Here is a 17,953-nt window from a genome sequence, read left to right as displayed (position 1 = left end):
AACACCGTGTCTCACGGGGCGATCCGCCAAGCGCCAGCCCTTTTGCCAAGGGCGTCCGCGGGAATCCTTTCAGTCGCGCCTTCGGGCTCACAGCCATCAGCAAGGGTCCCGCGCCTAGCGGCCAGCCAGCCGTTTCCAAACGGTCTCCGCGAGCGCGATATCGGTCACCGAATCCTCGCCGGAAGCCAAGGGCCTGCCTCGTGCGGCGATTTCGGACACGAAGGCGTCGGCCTGACGCCGAAATGCCCAGCTCCTTTCGCCCGTCAGCCGCGTGCTTTGACCATCGTGATCGACGATGACGTCCGCCTCTTGCTCGGCAAAAGGCGGCGGCAACTCCAGGGTCACCGCGCCGCGCTCGAAATCGATCGTCAGTCCTTCGCGCCAGGCTCCCTCTGATCCGTTCACGAGATTCAACGTGCAGGGCATGCCGTCGAAGTCGAGCGTGAGGCGCCCGGCTCCCGACGTCTCGATCGCGCTTTCGGCGACCGTTGGCGAGCGTCCGAGCAGGTAGCGCACTAGGTTGATGATATGGCTGAAGACGTTCAGAAAATTGTCGTAGCCGGGACGCAAATCGCGCGGCATCCAGTCGGGGCCATCCTGCCAGAGCTCGAGTCCGTCCGGCCGTGCTTCGCCGGTCATCACGAAATTGTCCTGCGACCGGCCGGTGTCGCCGCCGAAGCACCAGCCCCTTGCCCGGACGATGCGTCCGAGCGACCGGTCGTTGCGCAAGCGCATCAGCACCTGCAGCGCCCGCGCCACACCGGCATCGTGACGCTTCATGTAACCGATGCTGTAGACGAGGTTTTGCTGCCGCGCGGCTTCGACCAGCGAGATGGCCTGAGCGGTGGTGTAGGCCATCGGCTTTTCCGACAGCACGTGCCGGCCGCTGTGCAACGCGTCCAGGACGATCGGGCCCGTGGCCCGACGCTTCGTCACGACGACGACGGCGGCCACCTCGCTATCCGCCAGCAGCTCCCGGTGCGTGCCGTAGACGCGCGAGATGCCGAATTTCTGCGCGGCGGCGGCCGCCAGATCAGGCCGGAGATCGGCGATCGCGACGACGCGGCAAGCGGGATTGGCAGCGAAATTGGCGAGGTGGCACATCTGGCCGACCATCCCCGTTCCGATGATGCCAATGCCTGGCTTCACTGGCTACGATCCCTCGAGGCGCTTCCGGACGACGAGGAAATGCGCCGGTTGACCCCAGGTGTTGATGAACGCCGGGTCTGACTGGGTGAGGGCGGTGACCGCGGACGCATCCCGTCGCCCGATCGCGCCGAAGATGCGATGGAAGCTGTCGAGCGTCGCAATGATGGCTTCGACGTCGGCCGCATCGTCGGCGAGAACGTCTGCCGTCCGGATCGTCTCGCGCAGGGACGCAAGACCCGCGACCACGCGCGGCAATCTCTCGCCGAAGGGATCGTCGATCGTCGCATCGACGTCGAGAACCAGCGCCTCGATCGATGCCGAGATCGCCTGCACGGCATCGGCCTTGCCGACCAGATAGAGCTTTCGTCCGCCGAGGAAGCTGAGGCGGCTGCGGTCGAGATGGCGTGCCACACAACGCAGCTTGTCGTCACCGGACAGGACTTTCTTGTGCCAGTAGATGTCCAGGCTGTCGCGGTAGGGCGGCCAGGCCGAATGAATGTCGAAGCCCTGTTCGTGCGCCGCCGTGCACAAGGCGGTGGCATCGAGGAAGTAGCGGCGCCGGACGAACGGATTTTCCAGCACGTCCATCAGCCAGGATTCGAAGCTGCGGGTATGCGGGATGCTGTTCCACTTCGCCTCGAACAGCATCTTCGCCGTCTCCAGCGCGGCGTGACCGGTCAATGCCTTGCCGGCCGCATGGATCGCCTTGAGCGCGAGCTCGAAGAAGCCGCCATAGCGCTCATAATAAGACACGACGGCGTAACCGTCGGGATTGAGCAGGCGGTGGAAGATGCCGAGCCATTTTTCGCTTGGCTGCACGGTGTAGATGAAGCCCTCGGCATCGATGATGTCGAAACGGCGATCGCTGCGGAAACCCTCGACGTCGGCCAGTGCGAGCGTGCGGAGACGTTCGGTCAGGCCGAAATGCGCGAAGTAGGCCTCGATCTTCGGATGGGCATGCCGGTTCGGCTCGGCCAGCGTCATGTTCGCCCCCCAGCCGGCAAACACCAGCGCATTCTCGCCGGAATCGGGACCGACCTCGAGCACCTCGGCATTGCCGAACAGCCGCGGCGGCAGCGCCAGCTTGTCCGCGAACAGTTCGCGCCGCTGGCTGGCGTAGGCGTCGAGCTCGGCGGGCGACTTGAAATTTCCGAACGTCGGCAGGACGTCCTGACGTTCGTAATAGTTGAAGAGCTTGTCCTCAGCCATGCCGCGACCTTAGCGCCGCCTCGAGACGATCGAGCTCGCTCCAGATGTCGGAGGGCGCGAAGATCGACACGATGTGCAGCGGACGTTTCACATTTTCCCGCAGCCGACTGCTGACCTTTGCTTCGTTCTCCTCGTTCACGGCGAGAAGGCACACGAGCGGCTCCGACTTGCCGGCGAGGTCCTCGGGCGAACGGATCGGGATGCCGGTGCCGGGCAGGAACAGCCCCTGACGCTCTTTCTGATCGTCGACCGAGAGGTCGACGAGGTCCGCCAGCTCGTGGGCGTTGGTGAAGGTGCAGGCGCGGCAGCCGGCGCCGTAGATGGCGATCTCGGCGCCGCCGGCGCGGGCGTTCGCGAGAAGCGGGCGGAGACGCGCGCCGTACTCTCTTGCGCGCTGACCGAATTTCTCGCCGACGCCGGATGGTTCAGGCGGTGGCGTCACGTCGCCCTTGGCGCGGCGGGCTGCGATCGCGAGGCTGCCGCCGCTGAAATTGTATTTCTTCACGGAGACCGCCTCGAAGCCATGGCGCGCCAGCAGGGCGAGCAGGGTCGGCTCGGTGAAATAGCTGACGTGCTCTTCCCAGAGGACGGAGAGGTCGCCGGCCGTCGAGCCGGGCGCGAAATCCGGCACGTCGATGAACAGCAGCCCCTCGTCGCTGAGCGCGATCTTGACGCAGTCGAAGAAGTTTTCGAAATCGACAATGTGCTCCAGCACCTGGCGCGAGACGACGAGGTCGAACTTGCCGGCCTCAGCGACTGCGTCGTGACACAGCGCCGGGCTGATCATGTCGGCATAGACTTTGATGCCGCGCTCGCGGGCGATCTTGCCCGAGACGGGGTTGGGCTCCACACCCACCAGGATCTTCGCGCCGCGTTCGCGCAGCTTGTCCATGAACAGGCCGTCGTTGCATCCGATCTCGAACACGGATCGATGCTTCGAGAATTTCGCGATGGTGTCGAGTTCGTCCGCCTGATGCGGCTCCGGCTTCCAGCTGCTGAAATTGTAGTTGAACTGGCGGTACAGAATTTCGGGATCGATCGGCTTGACGATCTGAGGCAGGCCGCAATCGCCGCAGGCCAGCACCTCGAACGGATAGCGCTCTTCCTGCTCGTTTCGGCTATGCCGAAGCCGATGCGCGATCGGCATCAGCCCGAGGTCGATGACCGGACGCAGGTTGGTCGAATGGCAAAGGCGGCAATGGTCGGTCACGGCTTTGACTCTTTGCAGGAGTAGTACGAATCAGCATCGTTGACTGGTACCCAGCCTAGCCGAAGCTGATATTGCGGCACAGGCCGCGCTACAATTCTTAAGTTTGTCGGCCTGACGCCTCGCGGGGCCATCGGCCAAGATGCTGCCGATCGTCTGCGACGATTGCACGCCGTGCTGTTGCGACGCTTTCGTCCCAGGCCTTCATCGACTGGTTCGTCCTCGACCTGTCGCAGCCGTGACAATCGAGCGGCAGCAGCCTTGGAGGCTAGGGTCCCCGCAGATGCGCCGCGGCGAGGGCGCCAATCCTTGCGACGTAGTCCTGCACCTTTGCGGCGTCGCTGCCATCAGGCGCCCAGTCGGGAAATGCGGTACGTGAGGGATCGAACGGACCGGCGGTGGTCTCGTGGAACACCAGCCATTCCGAGGTGATCAGGATCGAGTGAAAGACCTGTTCCGGCATCCGGTAGTAGCAGAGGGCGCCCCGGCCGTATGGCGCCATCTCGAGCACGTCGCGAATGCGGCCGTCGTCCTCGAAGATCACGACCTGCGCGGTGCCTTCGATCAGGTGAAACGATTCTGGTTTGCCAAAATGCTTGTGGGGCCGCACATAGGCCTCGCGGTGATGCACGATCAGCATCTCGTGCAGGCCGGACGAGGGATCCGGATGCGTGCACAGCCGGCTGCGCAGGCGCGGATTGCCGGCGGCGATGCGCTTCAGTTCCGCGATCGTGGCGTCGTCCGCCGTGACGACGGCGTCGTCCGAATAATAGACTTCGGGATTCTGCGCACGCAGTGACGTCGGACGGCGCCGGCCCGCCGCCTCATTCGAAGAAGATGAAGCCATGGTCGCCCCGATACCCGCATTTGTCGTAGATCCACGCCCAGGTTTCCGGGCCGTGGAAGCTCAGGCAGGTGAGCTGCCAGTAGAGTAGATTGGCCTTCTCGCGCTCGTTGCGGAAGGATTCCACCATCAGATATTTCGAGGCGCCGCGTCCGACGCGCTCGATCTCGCCCACCGCGCGGAACACGTCCTCGAGCGGAAGGTTGTGCAGCACGCCGAGTGACACCACGAGATCGAAGCTGTGGTCGGGGTAGGGGAGCTCGACGGCGCTGCCGACCTTCAAATGCGGCCGCACCTCCTCCTTGGCGTTGGCGACGCCGTATTCGGAGATGTCGATGCCGGCGATCTCGAGGTCGGGGACGAGCTGGGTGAACTCATAGAGCAGGTAGCCTTTGCCGCAGCCGACGTCGAGCACGCTCATGCCGGGCTTGATGCCGTAGCGATCGATCAGGGTCTGGGCGAGTGGACGCCAGCGTCCGTCATAGCGATAGCCGCCATAGCCGTAGCGCCGGTCGCCGTCCCAGTAGTCGCGCCCCCATTGTCGTGCCACCGTGGCGGATTCCGCCTTGTCGTGCTCAACCACGCGCTGAACGTAGTTCCGCCTGGTCGACGCGTGCATCGGTTGGAGCAGGTTGATCTCGGCCATCATCGTTAACCGGATCGCGGCATCGTCACAGGATGGTCGCGAATTTGTTGACCAGCAGAATATCCTCGATCGCCTGGATGTCCTTCTGCGACGACAGCGTGATCTCCTCGACGGCGGCGTGGAGGTCGCAGCCTTCGCGCAGCACGCGGTCGTAGATCTGTCGGCGGCGAGCCTCGTCGGGCGGCAGCATGAAGATGCTGTACAGGATCAGGCCGCGCAGCTGCGGCAGCTCGTCCAGGATGTCCTCGAGCACCATGTAGCTGCCGGGCATGGTGTGCTCGGCGGCGCTAAGGAGATATTGCAGGTTCTTTCGTCGCGCGTAATCGCGGATCACGATGTTCTGGACGTGCTGCGGGGTGCGGCTGCCGTTCAGCGGCCGGGCTCCGATATAGCCGCGATGGCCGGTGCGCTCAGCCATGGAAGCCTCCCGGTAGCTTGTACTGCATGCCGACCCGGGTCGCCGGGCGCAGCAGGATCGGCTCGAAGAACTCGCCGAAGCGCTTGTCCGCATAAGGGGACATGATGCTCTTGAAGCGGCAGTTCATGCTCCAGCGCGTGCCGGGTTCCTCGTTGACGCGGTTGCCGTGCATCAGCGTCTGGTTGAACAGCATCACGTGACCGTAGGGAATCTCGATGAAGGTCGCGTGCGGCTTGATCGTCCGGTACAGCTCCTCGGCGCTGCGCAGATCGGCCATCCGGTCCTGCATCTGGCCGTTCAGGGACGGCGGCAGCAGATACATCGACTTGGTCCGGTGCACGTTGACGAGCGGCACCCAGACCACGACCTCGAACGGCGAGTCGCCCGACCAGACGTCGGAATGGGTGGCGAGCAGCGACGAGGTGTCGCCGGGAAGCTGGATGCTCAGATTGACGCGGCGCTGCATGCAGAGCTCGTTGCCGACGATGATCTCGATCGTCGAGCGTGCCAGGCGGAAATAGGTCGGCCGGAACCACGGCTCGGCGTTGAGGCCGTTGAAGACGTGAAGCCGCAGGCCGTTGAGATCGTCCACGCTCACGCGCGTGTGGATGGTGTCCAGCATCGCATAGGGATCGTTGCTGTGCGGCAGCTTCAGATAGTCCGCCGCGAGCTCGGCGGCGCGCCGCTGGATCCGGTCGAGCCCGGCGCGGTCGTCGGCCGGGGTGGTGACGAAGCCGTCGTCGATGAAGCGCTGCGCCAGCGCCTGCTCGTCGGGCTCAAGGAAGTCCGTATCCGTCATGCAAAATACTCCCGGGCGGTTGCGCAGATATAGCTGATATCTGCGGCCGACAGGAACTGGTTGATGGGAAGCGTGAGGATCTGGTCCGCTTGCCGCTCGGTCACCGGGAACGCACCGCGGCCATGCCCCAGATGCGCCGCCGCCGGTTGCAGGTGGATCGGGACCGGATAATGGATGGCGGTCTCGATGCCCTTGTCGGCCAGGTATTTCTGGAAGTCGTTGCGGCGGTCGGTCTGCACCACGAAGGTGTGGAAGGTGTTGAACTCGATGTTGCGGCAGGGCGGAATGAAGAGGGGGAGTCCTGCGAGCTCGGCGCGGTATTGCGCGGCGTTGCGCCGCCGCCGCTCGATCACCGAGGGCAGGTGCCGCAGGCGAATGCGCAGCACTTCGGCCTGCAACGTGTCGAGCCGTGACACGATGCCCCATTCCTGGACGTCACTGCGGTTGATCAGGCCGTGATTGCGCAGCCGGCGGATTCTTGCGGAAAGCTCTGTATCGGCGGTGACGAGGAAGCCGGCATCGCCAGCAGCGTTGAGGTTCTTCAGGGGGTGGGCCGAGAAGCAGCCGAACGTGCCGATGGTGCCGCTCATGCGGCCGTCATAGGTCGAACCGATCGCCTGGGCGCTGTCCTCGATCACCGCGAGCGCGTGCTCGGCGGCGATCGCCATCAGCGGGTTCATGTCCGCCATGCGGCCGGTCAGATGCACCGGCATGATCGCCTTGGTGCGCGGCGTGATCGCGGCCTCGACAGCGGCCGGATCGATGTTCTGGTCCGGCAGCACGTCCGCAAAGACGGGGGTAGCGCCGACCGCGATGATCGCGGCGGTCGATGCCACGAACGAATTCGGCGGGGTGATGACCTCGTCGCCGGGACCGATGTCGAGCGCCCGCATGGCGAGGATCAGCGCGTCGGTGCCGGAATTCAGCGTCACCACATGCGGCGAGCCGAGATAGACCGACAATTCCTCCTCGAGCTTGGCAACTGCCGCGCCGCCGATGAAGTCGCCGCGCTGGAACACGCCCTCGACCGCCTGCATGATCTCGGCGCGTTCTTCCTCGAATTGCGCGGGAAGATTGACGTAACCGATGCGCCGGCGGCCGGTGTCAGCGTCCATGGCAGAACTTCCTGACGGTCTCGATGACGCGGTCCTGGTGGGCGCGCGTCAGATGCTGGTCGACGGGGAAGCTGATGACTTCCCCGGCGTGGCGGTCGGTGACCGGGAAGGTGCCGGGCGCGTAGCCGAGATGCTTGAGGCCTTCCTGCTGGTACAGCGGGATCGGATAGTGGATCTTGGCCTCGATGCCGTTGTCGAGGCAGTATTTGTAGAGCTCGTCGCGGCGTTCGGCGAACACCATATAGAGATGGTAGACGTGCTTCACATTGGGCCGGCGCGGCGGGACGCGCAGGCCAGGCAGGCCGGCAAGGCCCGCGTCGTAATAGGCGGCATTCTCGATCCGGCGCCGCGTGATCTCGCTGGTCTGGCCGATCAGCCAGTTGCCGACGACCGCCTGGAGCGAATCCAGCCGCGAATTGCAGCCGAGAATCGCGATCTCGTCGCGGTTCTTCATGCCGTGATTGCGGATCAGACGCAGATTCTCGTTCATGCCGTCGTCATTGGTGACGACGACGCCGGCATCGCCCCAGACGTTGAGATTCTTGAGCGGATGCAGGGAGAATCCGGCTGCGATGCCATGGGTGCCGGAACGCTTTCCGGCAAACTCCGACAGGATGCCCTGGCAGGCGTCCTCGACCACAGGCAGGTTGTGCCGCTGCGCGATGGGCATCAGCTTGCCCATGTCGGTGACCTCACCGGTCAGCTGGACCGGCATGATCGCCTTGGTTTTCTCGGTGATCGCGGCCTCGACCTGGTCGACGTTCATACAAAAGGAATCGTCGCAGTCGACCAGAACCGGCGTGGCGCCGGTTTCGGCGATCGCGCCGACGGTAGCGATGAAGGTGTTGGCGGCGGTGATGACCTCGTCGCCATGGCCGATGCCGAGCGCCTTGAGCGGCAGCTTGAGCGCGTCTGTGCCGGAGCCGACGCCGATGGCGTGACGCACACCGATCAGTTCGGCGAAGCGCTTTTCGAATTCGGCGACGGGCTTGCCAAGGGTGAAGTCCCCGGTTGCAACCAGCCGGCCGATCTCGGCCAGGATGGGGGCGGGGTCGGCGAATTGCTCGAGCAGATAGGAATATCGAACGTCGTACATGTGACCCGTCAGGTGGAATGAAGTTGAGGAGCGGAGGTGAGCGACGCCGTGAGCGCATGCTCGATCGAGGTCGCAATGGCATTGGCTGACAGTCCGTGCTTCTTCAGCAGCGAATCCTGGGAGCCGTAATTGTGCATGAAGCGGTCAGGCAGCGACAGTCGCAGCATCGCCGGCAGGCCCGAACCGAGCTTGTCGATCAGCGTCTCTGCGACCGCACTGCCAAGGCCGCCGGAGGGCACGTGCTCCTCCAGCGTTGCCACCAGCTTGATACCGCGGACCGCCTGCAGCAGCGCCTCGGCGTCGAGCGGCTTCACGGTATGCATGTGCAGGATGCCGGCGCGAATGCCTTGCGCGGCCAGCAGGTCGGCGGTGGCGATTGCGCGCTGAAGCATGATGCCGGTGCTCACCATGAGGACCTCGCCCGGTGGCCGCATCAGGATGGCCTTGCCGATCTCAAAGCCGTGCTCGGCCTTCGAGACGATCGCATCGCCGCCCTTGCCCAGCCGAATGTAGATCGGCCCGGTCCAGTCGAGGGTCTTTTCCATCAGGCGTGCGGCCTCATCGGCATCGCACGGACAGACCACCGTCATGTTCGGCAGCGCCCGCATGATCGCGATGTCCTCGATCGCCTGGTGGGTGGGGCCGAGCGGCGCATAGACGAGGCCACCGCCATTGGCGATCAGCCGTACAGGCAGATTGTGCAGGCAGAGATCGACGGCCACCTGCTCGTAGCAGCGGCGGGGGAGGAAGGTCGCGATGGTGTTGACGTAGGGCACGAAGCCTTCCATAGCGAGACCAGCCGACATTCCGATGATGTGCGCTTCCGAAATGCCCTCGATCAGATGGCGCTTGGGAAACTCCTTGCTCATCGCGCGCAAGGTGCCGGCGCCGGGATCGGAGCCGATATAGAGCACGCGCTCGTCGCTTGCGGCGAGCTTGTAGACCATGTTCATCGCGGTGTTGCGCATGGGGAGCCGATCAAAAATCGCCGACGGCGACGCGGATGGCGTCGAGCTCGCTGTCGGTCAGCTTGTTCTTGTGATGCCAATCGGCATTGGATTCTGCGGCCGGCAGGCCCTTGCCCTTGACGGTATGGCAGATGATCGCGGTGGGCTTGCCCGGAGCGGCCGGGACTTGCGTGAGCACGGTGCGCAGGGCGCCGACATCGTGGCCGTTGAGCTCCTGCACGGCGAAGCCGAAGCTGCGCCATTTGTCCGCGAGCGGCTCCAGCGGCAGGACATAGTCGGTGGGGCCATAGCTCTGCAGCTTGTTGTAGTCGATCAGCGCGACGAGGTTGTCCAGCCGGTGCTTGGCCGCGCCCATGGCGGCCTCCCACACCGATCCCTCGTTGATCTCGCCGTCGCCGAGCAGCACGAAGGTCCGGTAGCTGCGCTCGCGCATGCGGGCCGCGAGCGCAAGGCCGACGCCGATCGACAGGCCGTGTCCGAGCGCTCCGGTCGATGCCTCGACCCCCGGCACCATGCCGTATTCGGGATGTCCGCCTAAGATACTGTCGGGGCCGCAAAAGCCGTCCAGCTCCGACAGCGGGAAGAAACCGCGATCGGCCAGCAGCGCATAGAGCGCGAGACAACCGTGTCCCTTGCTGAGGATGGCGCGGTCGCGATTCGGATCGCGCGGGTTCTTCGGGTCGATCCGCAGCACGTCGTCGTAGAGCACGCGGACGATCTCGATCAGCGACAGCGCCGGACCGACGTGGCCGCGTCCAGCCGAACGGACGGAGCCGAGGACCAGGCGGCGCAAGTAAAGGCTGCGCTCGTCCAGCGTGCAGGTGAGGGCGGCTTCAGCGTGGGGTGAGATCTGGATCACGTTGGCAAATCGCTTGATGAAGCCGGCGGGCTTTGTCGAGCTGACCGGCAAGGCGGACCGTCAGATCGCCACCTTGCGCGGCCATCGCGCGTCGGGAGCGGCTTTCCGGCAGATAGGCATTCAGGACAATCAGGCACCAAATCGCCCCGAACAAAGGATACAGTACGGCCTGGCGGATCGCAAAGGCGCCATCCCCAGCCTCGAATGTACGCGACAGTCGTTCGATCAACCGATTCGCGCTGGCCTGGGGCAGATCGCTTCCCGGGTGAATCGCGGTATCGGACACGAGCTTGACCGGGTCGTCCCAGCCGAAATATTCGAAGTCGATGAAGCGCAGTCGGCCATCTTCGGCGCGCAGCGCGTTGTGCAGTCCGAAATCCGACGGGCTCAATGCGCGATGCTCGGGCAAGAGGTCCGCGGCGGGATCCCGCGCCAGTTCCGCATAGCGTCGACGCAGTCGCGCTACGGCGGAGGCCGTGCTGGGAACGAGGCTCTTGTCAATGAAAGCGCGCAGATCCGGATGATCGTCCGCGGCCTGCCTCAATCCGTCGAGGCGCTGCTCGTACTGGGCGACGGCTTGCTCGGGCGAAAAGATGCTGGCCGATGCGTTCCGCAAAGTCTGCGCGCCTTCGGCGGCGCGCAGCTTCTGTAGTTCGATCAGGAAGTCGGCCAACTGGTCAGCATCGTCGTGCCGGGGCCGCAGGACTGCCGCCTCACCGTCGAACCATTGATAGAGGGCACAGGACGCATTTGCGTCCTTTGCGATCGGCCGCGGCGTCGAACTGATGCCGTGGCGCGACAGAAATGTGAGCGCGTCGTATTCTTGTCCGAGGCGATCGCGCCCGTCGGACGGATAATGCTTGAGGGCGAGGGGCGGTCCCTCCGCCATCTCCAGTCGAAACACCCGGTTGTTGCCGCCGGACCGCGCCGGCTGGACGGCCACGACCCGCGCCCCGGTCAGGCGGCTGCCGATCGCGATCGCATCCTGGACGCTCAGATCCGGCTCGCTCATGGCGTGAACACTCCGCGGTGGATATCCGCCCAGGTCGCGACCGGCTCGCAATGATCGGGATGAGGAGGCCGCGACTGCGTGAACAGGATCGATCGCGTTGCCTTCGGAAAATGCGGCTGCTCGAAGACATCGACGAGATCGTCAATGAAGACATCGAGCTTGAGGCTTGCGAGTCGCTCGACCTTGGCTGCCAAAGTGTCCTCGAAATAGACGTCGCGCGCCGCCAGCACCGCATCGGCAGCGTCGATGAGACCGGCGCTCTTCAACCAGCCGCGCGCGGCCTCGCGCAAGTCGACGCGGTCGGGGTCCTGATGGCCGAACTGGGTCTTGTGGCTGACGATGTAGACGTTCGCGCCGGCTCTGCGGCACGCCGCGAGGAACTCGCGGACTCCGGGGTAGATCTCGGCGCCGCCGATGCCCTTGCCGTAGACGAAGCCTTGCAGTCCCTGCCAAGCCAGCTCACCGCCGGCGCGGGACCGCAAGAGATCCCGCACCTCGGTCTTCAGCCCGACCCAGCCCTCCGGCACCAGCCCACGCTGCCGCGCGGCGGCGGCAAAGACCTTGTCGTAGCAGATGATGGTGTTGTCGAAATCGATGCCGATCCGCACGCCGCTCACTTCAGGCTAATGTTCTGCATCATCTTGATATTGAAGTACCGGGGATCGCTCAGCGAGTTCGGCAGGCGGCCGGCCTTGAAGGCGTCCACCAGTCCGGACACGGCCTGCTCGATCGTGTGCGTCGGCGCAAATCCGAGCTCGCGGCGGATCTTCTCCGAAGACACGTGGTAGGAGCGCAGATCGTCGGTCGGCTCGACGGCCACGTCGACGTTGCTTCCAACCACCGATTTGACGATGTCGGCGATCTTCATCAGCGAGTGGTTCTCGTAGCCGATATTGTAGGTCTTGCCGTCGATCTTCGCGTCTTCCTGCTGAAGCAGGAACAGATAGGCTGCCGACATGTCCTGGATGTGCAGATTGGGCCGCTTCTGCGTTCCGCCGAACACGCGGATGCGGCCGGTGTTGACGGCGAGATTGGTCAGGATGTTGACGACGACGTCGAGCCGCTGCCGCGGCGCGTAGCCGCAGACGGTGGCGGGACGAACTGTGCAGGTGACGAAGCCCGATGCGGCCTCGTCGGCGAGATCGGTCTCGCACATCGCCTTGAACTTGGAATAGTCGGTGAGCGGCTCGCAGGACAGGTCCTCGGTCACCTCGGCCTCGTCCTTGATGCCGTAGACGCTCGAGGAGGAGGCGTAGATGAAGCGCTTGATGCCGGCCTTCTTCGCAGCACGCACCATCGGACGGAAGCAGTCGTAGTTGATGGACTTGCCGAGCGCCGGGTCCAGCTCGAACGAGGGGTCGTTGGAGATGCAGGCGAGGTGGATCACCGCGTTGTTGCCGCGCATGGCCTCGTTGATCGCGGCCTCATCGCGGATGTCGCCCTTGACCAGACGAAGGTTCGGATTGTCGCGAACCGCGTTGAAGACGTCGTCACCGTACATGAAGAGATCGAGCACCGTGACCTTATGGCCGGCCGCCAGCAGCTGTGGAACCAGCACGCTGCCGACATAGCCGGCGCCACCGGTGACCATCACGTTCCATTTCTGATCAATCACTGTCGTTCTCCGGATTCTTCGATCGCGCTACTTCAACAACGCGGTGACGAACTTGACGAGCGGCGCCTTCTCGACCGAGTTGCGGTGACCGACGATGCCGACCTTGATCGCGCCCGCCGCGTTGCCGATGAAGGCGACGTCCTCGATATTGCCGCCGGCCGCCACCAGCGGCGCGGTGATCGTGAGGAAGGCATCGCCAGCGCCGACCGTGTCCACCACGGTCTTGGTGAAGGCGGGCACGCGCGCGACGCCGGTCTTCGACGAGAACGGGTAGCAGCCGAAGGAGCCGTGCGTGATGATCATGTTGCCGCAATCGATCTTGCGGTGCAGGCCGTCCTGGATCACCGAGGCGATGTCGTTGAACTTGTCGGTGGCGGCCAGCCGGGCTTCCGGCGCGTCGATGCAGATGTAGTCGGCCCGCGGGTACCTCGTGATCAGATTGTAGCCGTGATTGCCGCTGTTGCTCTGGGCGTTGACCGCCAGGAACCTGGCGTTCGCGATCAGCGTGCCGATTGTGCTGGATGCGATCATGCCGTGACCGAAGTCGGTGACGATGACCACGTCCGCGCCGCGCACGCGCTCGGCGGTCATGCGGTCGACCTCCTTGCGCGCGGTCTCGTCGAGCGGCGTGTCGTCCATCGTGTAGACTTCGAACAGCTTGTGCAGATAGCCCATCTCGACGTAGCGCAGCTTGCGGGTCGTCGGACGGCCCTGAATGCGGATCGGCGTCAGCTTGACGTTCGGGCGGACATGCGCGCGGATGAAATCCTCGGGGTAGTCGTTGCCACCCAGCGTCGTGACGATCTCGACCGATTTGCAGAAGCTCGCGACGTGATTGGCCGCGGCGATGACGCCGCCGGCGAACTGCTCGCCATTCTTGAACTGAGTGGCGACGATGTTCTCCTTCGAGGCCTTTCCGAGCGCCGTGACGTACTGATATTCGTCGATGATGGTATCGCCGACCAGCACGACGTGCATGTCCTGGATCTTGTCGATGAGCTTGAGCAGGCGTTCGGCGCCGCCGCCTTCGCGGACCTTCTGCAGGTAGTCGCGCAAGGGGGGATCGTAGATGTCGAAGTAGCGGTTCAGCAGCGACGACGAGCTGAAGGTCACGTCGCGCGTGAAGACGATTCGCCCGCCATGACGCTCGACGGCCTCGCGCTCGACGGCGATCTTGCCGGTGACGTCATCGTCAGGGTTTTCGTAATCGGAGCCTTTCACGTAGATGTCGGGGCGCACGGCATCGAGCACCGGCTCGGCGCTGGAGGTCTGGTTGATGCCGACCCAGTCGACCGTGCCGAGCGCGGCCAGCATCTCGGCGCGCATGCTCTCCGGAAAGATCGGGCGTCCCGGGCCCTTGTTGACGAAACGGTCGGCGGTGATGGTCACGATGACCACGTCGGCCTCGTTGCGCGCTGCCAGGATGTGTCGGACGTGGCCGAGATGCACCAGATCGAACACGCCGTGGCAGAGCGCGACGGTCAGGCCCTTTGCCTGCGCGGCGCGTGCCACCTCGCCGAGCTCCTCGATCGTCTTGATCTTGGCGTGCGGCGCCGGGTGGACGGCCGGCTTGTCTATCGGAGCATTACCCATGTGAATCACCCAAAGCTCCGGTCGGTCTCAGATGGCCGCCCGGGAACGATCGACTCACAGCAACGATAACAGGTGAACCTGTTCAGGAGCTTGCCTTCTGCGGCGAGCCCCTCTCATCACCGAGATATTTGAACCAGTCCTTGGTGGCGTCGGCGATCTTGTCGACGGTCCACAGCGGCGCGTCCTTGTACTGATCCATCGACTTCAGCATCGTCGCGACGCCGTCCTCGAATTTGACCTTCGGCGTCCAGTTCAGGACCCGCTTGATCTTGGTGATGTCGGCGTAGGTGCAATCCGGCTCGCCCGGACGTTTGGGAATGTGGACCTTGTCACCGCCGAGAAGCTCGACCAGCCGGTTGACGCTGTAGGTGTTGTCCGAGCCGACATTGAGTATTTCGTGCGATATATCGGAGCGCGCGGCGGTCACGAAGGCGTCGGCGACGTCGCTGACGAAGGTGAAGTCGCGCGTCTGCTCGCCGTCACCGACCACCGTAAAGGGCTTGCCCGCAAGCTTTTGCGCCATGAACACGCCGAACACGGCACCGTAAGTGCCGGTGGTGCGATGGCGCGGCCCGTATACGTTGAACAGGCGCAGCGCGACCGCAGGCAGCTTGTAGACCTGGCACCAGTGCATGACGCACTGCTCTCCGAGATTCTTGGTCAGCGCGTAAGGATACATCGGCCGAATCTCGGCGCTCTCTGGCGTCGGATAGACGTCGGGAATTCCGTAGCAGGACGACGAGGCGGCGTAGACGAAGCGCTTGACGCCCGCATGCCGTGCCGCCTCGAGAACGTTGACCGTGCCGTCGACATTGGCGCGATGGTAGGGAATCGGCGATTCGATCGAGGGCACGATGTCAGCCAGCGCCGCAAGATGGAAGACCCAGTCGATACCGTGGAAATACGGCTTGATCGATTCGAGGTCGGTGACGTCCGCACGCACCACCTTCAACCGGCTCGATTCGGCGCGCGAGGCCAGATTCTCGGGGCGGCCGATGACGAAATTGTCGAGCGCGATGACCTCATAGCCATCATCGAGCAGGCGATCGACGAGATGGCTTCCGATGAAGCCTGCGCCACCAGTGACAATGCATTTCATGGGGAACATCCGTGATGCGAATGCCCAGCGAAACAGGCCCGCCAACGAGAATCCGACTATCAGCCGCTCGCCGACTTTGCAAGCAGTATACCTTTGCAATCCCTGGTGATAGCCGATATCAGGGCGTGATGCTGCAAGCGAGTCGCCAGCCCATGCCTGTCGAGTCCGTCGATCCCGATCACAAGGCGTTCCTCGACGATTATGTGGCACGGCTGCATCGCGCGACGGCGGTCGACGATGGCGTTTTCGCCGGGATCTCCGCCACCCGCGCGATCTGGTTGCGCGTGCGCGAGCAGGGCAGCCGCGTCATCTTCATCGGCAACGGCGGCTCGGCCGGGATAGCCTCGCATCTGGCGATCGATCTTGCGAAGAACGGATCGGTGCCTGCGCTCTGCTTCAGCGATGCGAGCATGATGTCGTGTCTTGCCAACGACTACGGATTCGAGGACTGGATCGCGCATGCCGTCCGGCTGAACGCCCGTGCCGGCGATTGCCTCGTCGCGATCAGCTCGTCGGGACGCTCGAAGAACATCCTCAATGCGGTTGCGCAGGCGCGCTCGATGAAACTCGACGTCATCACGCTGTCGGGGATGAATGCGGACAATCGCCTGCGCAATCTCGGCGACGTCAATTTCTTCGTCGACAGCCGCAGCTACAACATTGTCGAGACCACGCACCAGTTCTGGATGATGGCCGCGATCGACCTCGTCATCGGTCGCGCGGAATATCCGGCGTCCTGAGAGCAACCGATGCAGGCGCGGTTCAAGCAGGCGGCCCGGTTCTCGCTGAAGCTGTCGATCGCGGCGCCGGTCTTCCGCCCGCGCTCGTTGCTGTCGGCCCGGTCTTCACGGGGTCAGATTACCTCATTCGCACGCAGCGCTCACTTTTCGGTCCAACGATGAAAGATCTGTTCTACGTCCGCCATACCTGCCGCCTCTGTCATTCGGACAAGCAAGAGCTCGTTGTCCCGATGGCCGGCATGCCCATCGGCACGCCGAACTTCCAGGTCCCCGAGGCCAGCGTCGACGATCCCGTGTTCCGGGCCGCGGTGCCGATGGCGCTGCATCTGTGCAGGGATTGTGGTCATCTCCAGATTCTCCATGTCGGCAATCCGGAGGTGCAGTACCGCAACTACGTCTACACCACCTCGCTCTCGCTCGGCCTGCGGGAGCACTTCGCGGGCTATGCCAACGACGTCGTCAGCCGTTTCGGCATCGCGCCGGGCTCGCTGGTCGTCGAGCTCGGCAGCAATGACGGGTCGCTGCTCGGCTTCTTCAAGGAGCGGGGGATGCGGGTGCTGGGCGTCGATCCTGCCGTCGAGATCGCGCGGCGCGCGACGGAGGCGGGAATCGAGACCATCGGCGATTTCTTCACCGACGCGATCGGTCACCGCATCCTGCAGAGCCACGGTGCGGCGAGCGTCGTGATCGCCAACAACATGATTGCCAATGTCGACAATCTCGATCCGCTGGTGATCGGGGTTCGCGACGTGCTCGCGCCGGACGGGTTGTTCGTCTTCGAGACGCAATACGGCGTCGACGTCACCGAGAAGAACCTGCTCGACACCGTCTATCATGAGCATCTGTCGTATTTTAACATCAAGCCGCTGATCCGTTTCTTTGCCCGGCTCGGCATGGAGCTGATCGACGTCCAGCACATCTGGACCAAGGGCGGCTCGATCCGCGTGACCGTGCAGCGCGCCGGTGGCGCCAAGAAGCCGTCGGCTGACGTCGCGCGGTTCGTTGCCGAGGAGGATCGGCTCGGCGTCGATCAGCCGGCCTATTATGCGCCTTACGTGAAGCGGATCGCCGCCATCCGCGACGAACTGGTCGCGATGGCCGATGCCGCCCATGCGCGCGGGCAGCTGGTTGCCGGCTACGGCGTCTCGGTCGGCACCACGACGCTGCTGCCGCAGTTCGGCCTGGAGAACAAGATCGACTTCCTGGTCGACGACGATCCCAAGAAGGGGAACGTGATGGCCGGTCCGGGTTACGACATCCCGATCCTGCCGCCGGGCGCCCTGTACGAGCGCAAGCCGGCGTTCGTCGTCGTGTTCGCCTGGCGCTATGTCGACCCGATCCGGGCCAAGCACGCCCGCTATTTCGCCGAAGGCGGAAAGTTCGTGGTGCCGCTGCCGGGCATTTCCGTGGTCGACCGGGCCGACTGAACCGGCAGTCGCGCTGCCGCAGCGGTCGCTCCAGTGGAGCGACTTGGCGAACCGGTGGGAAGCGGCGGCTGGGCCTCGCAGGGGTGGGGCAGGTAAGCCCTTGATCCGCATGGGCTCTGCTCTGCCGTCCGGGAAGCTCGGCCGGGCCGGGCGAGCC

Annotated in this window: 18 protein-coding genes; 2 read left to right on the top strand and 16 right to left on the bottom strand. The window is 64.3% G+C overall.

Translation table 11 applies throughout. The features are described 5' to 3' along the window. Positions 1-114: 114 nt before the first annotated feature. The 16 genes from X268_RS19175 to X268_RS19100 all read right to left on the bottom strand — a co-directional run bounded on the left by X268_RS19175 (position 115) and on the right by X268_RS19100 (position 15,629). Positions 115-1,149 carry a Gfo/Idh/MocA family protein gene (locus X268_RS19175; RefSeq protein ID WP_128926369.1) on the bottom strand — a complete coding sequence of 345 codons (1,035 nt, stop codon included), beginning with the start codon at positions 1,147-1,149 and terminating at the stop codon, positions 115-117. Between the two features lie 3 nt (positions 1,150-1,152). Further along, positions 1,153-2,358 carry a class I SAM-dependent methyltransferase gene (locus X268_RS19170; RefSeq protein ID WP_128926368.1) on the bottom strand — a complete coding sequence of 402 codons (1,206 nt, stop codon included), beginning with the start codon at positions 2,356-2,358 and terminating at the stop codon, positions 1,153-1,155. Continuing rightward, positions 2,351-3,568, bottom strand: coding sequence for a class I SAM-dependent methyltransferase (locus X268_RS19165; RefSeq protein ID WP_128926367.1), 1,218 nt, complete (start codon positions 3,566-3,568; stop codon positions 2,351-2,353). Before X268_RS19165 ends, X268_RS19170 begins: the two co-directional genes overlap by 8 nt. 265 nt (positions 3,569-3,833) lie before the next feature. Beyond that, the gene (locus X268_RS19160; protein ID WP_128926366.1) at positions 3,834-4,412 is read right to left on the bottom strand and encodes a WbuC family cupin fold metalloprotein; all 579 of its coding nucleotides are present in this window, start codon (positions 4,410-4,412) and stop codon (positions 3,834-3,836) included. Further along, entirely contained in the window at positions 4,390-5,055 is a 666-nt protein-coding gene (locus X268_RS19155; protein WP_128926365.1) for a class I SAM-dependent methyltransferase, read from the bottom strand. Before X268_RS19155 ends, X268_RS19160 begins: the two co-directional genes overlap by 23 nt. 25 nt (positions 5,056-5,080) lie before the next feature. Beyond that, positions 5,081-5,473 carry an LIC12192 family sporadic carbohydrate cluster protein gene (locus X268_RS19150; RefSeq protein ID WP_128926364.1) on the bottom strand — a complete coding sequence of 131 codons (393 nt, stop codon included), beginning with the start codon at positions 5,471-5,473 and terminating at the stop codon, positions 5,081-5,083. Beyond that, complete coding sequence (locus X268_RS19145) at positions 5,466-6,272, bottom strand: sporadic carbohydrate cluster 2OG-Fe(II) oxygenase (protein WP_128926363.1); 807 nt, start codon at positions 6,270-6,272, stop codon at positions 5,466-5,468. Before X268_RS19145 ends, X268_RS19150 begins: the two co-directional genes overlap by 8 nt. Then, entirely contained in the window at positions 6,269-7,387 is a 1,119-nt protein-coding gene (locus tag X268_RS19140) for a DegT/DnrJ/EryC1/StrS family aminotransferase (protein ID WP_128926362.1), read from the bottom strand. Before X268_RS19140 ends, X268_RS19145 begins: the two co-directional genes overlap by 4 nt. After that, complete coding sequence (locus X268_RS19135) at positions 7,377-8,483, bottom strand: DegT/DnrJ/EryC1/StrS family aminotransferase (RefSeq protein ID WP_128926361.1); 1,107 nt, start codon at positions 8,481-8,483, stop codon at positions 7,377-7,379. Before X268_RS19135 ends, X268_RS19140 begins: the two co-directional genes overlap by 11 nt. An 8-nt stretch (positions 8,484-8,491) precedes the next feature. Further along, on the bottom strand, positions 8,492-9,451 hold the full coding sequence (locus tag X268_RS19130; RefSeq protein WP_128926360.1) for a transketolase family protein: 960 nt from the start codon (positions 9,449-9,451) through the stop codon (positions 8,492-8,494). 10 nt (positions 9,452-9,461) lie between these two features. Next, positions 9,462-10,310, bottom strand: a complete 849-nt coding sequence (locus tag X268_RS19125) for a transketolase (RefSeq protein WP_128926359.1) — start codon at positions 10,308-10,310, stop codon at positions 9,462-9,464. Continuing rightward, positions 10,285-11,322 carry an aminoglycoside phosphotransferase family protein gene (locus X268_RS19120; protein WP_164937810.1) on the bottom strand — a complete coding sequence of 346 codons (1,038 nt, stop codon included), beginning with the start codon at positions 11,320-11,322 and terminating at the stop codon, positions 10,285-10,287. The genes X268_RS19125 and X268_RS19120 overlap by 26 nt, the downstream gene beginning before the upstream one ends. Continuing rightward, positions 11,319-11,930, bottom strand: a complete 612-nt coding sequence (locus tag X268_RS19115; protein ID WP_245477551.1) for an HAD family hydrolase — start codon at positions 11,928-11,930, stop codon at positions 11,319-11,321. Before X268_RS19115 ends, X268_RS19120 begins: the two co-directional genes overlap by 4 nt. A gap of 5 nt (positions 11,931-11,935) precedes the next feature. Then, a complete protein-coding gene (locus tag X268_RS19110) occupies positions 11,936-12,937 on the bottom strand; it encodes an NAD-dependent epimerase/dehydratase family protein (protein WP_128926357.1) in 1,002 nt (333 codons plus the stop codon). Positions 12,938-12,964: 27 nt separating this feature from the next. Further along, a complete protein-coding gene (locus X268_RS19105) occupies positions 12,965-14,530 on the bottom strand; it encodes a PfkB family carbohydrate kinase (RefSeq protein WP_128926356.1) in 1,566 nt (521 codons plus the stop codon). Positions 14,531-14,612: 82 nt separating this feature from the next. Beyond that, on the bottom strand, positions 14,613-15,629 hold the full coding sequence (locus X268_RS19100; protein ID WP_128926355.1) for an SDR family oxidoreductase: 1,017 nt from the start codon (positions 15,627-15,629) through the stop codon (positions 14,613-14,615). 152 nt (positions 15,630-15,781) lie between these two features. Here X268_RS19100 and X268_RS19095 point away from each other — a divergent pair, with 152 nt between their 5' ends. Both X268_RS19095 and X268_RS19090 read left to right on the top strand, forming a co-directional pair. Continuing rightward, positions 15,782-16,369: an SIS domain-containing protein gene (locus X268_RS19095; protein ID WP_245477550.1), complete on the top strand. Its 588-nt coding sequence runs from the start codon at positions 15,782-15,784 to the stop codon at positions 16,367-16,369. Positions 16,370-16,527: 158 nt separating this feature from the next. Further along, a complete protein-coding gene (locus X268_RS19090) occupies positions 16,528-17,796 on the top strand; it encodes a class I SAM-dependent methyltransferase (protein ID WP_128926353.1) in 1,269 nt (422 codons plus the stop codon). Positions 17,797-17,953 lie beyond the last annotated feature (157 nt).

The sequence above is a fragment of the Bradyrhizobium guangxiense genome (assembly GCF_004114915.1).
Classification (GTDB): Bacteria; Pseudomonadota; Alphaproteobacteria; order Rhizobiales; family Xanthobacteraceae; genus Bradyrhizobium; species Bradyrhizobium guangxiense.
Note: the sequence above shows the minus strand (reverse complement) of the source record. Positions and strands in the feature narration are given on the sequence as shown.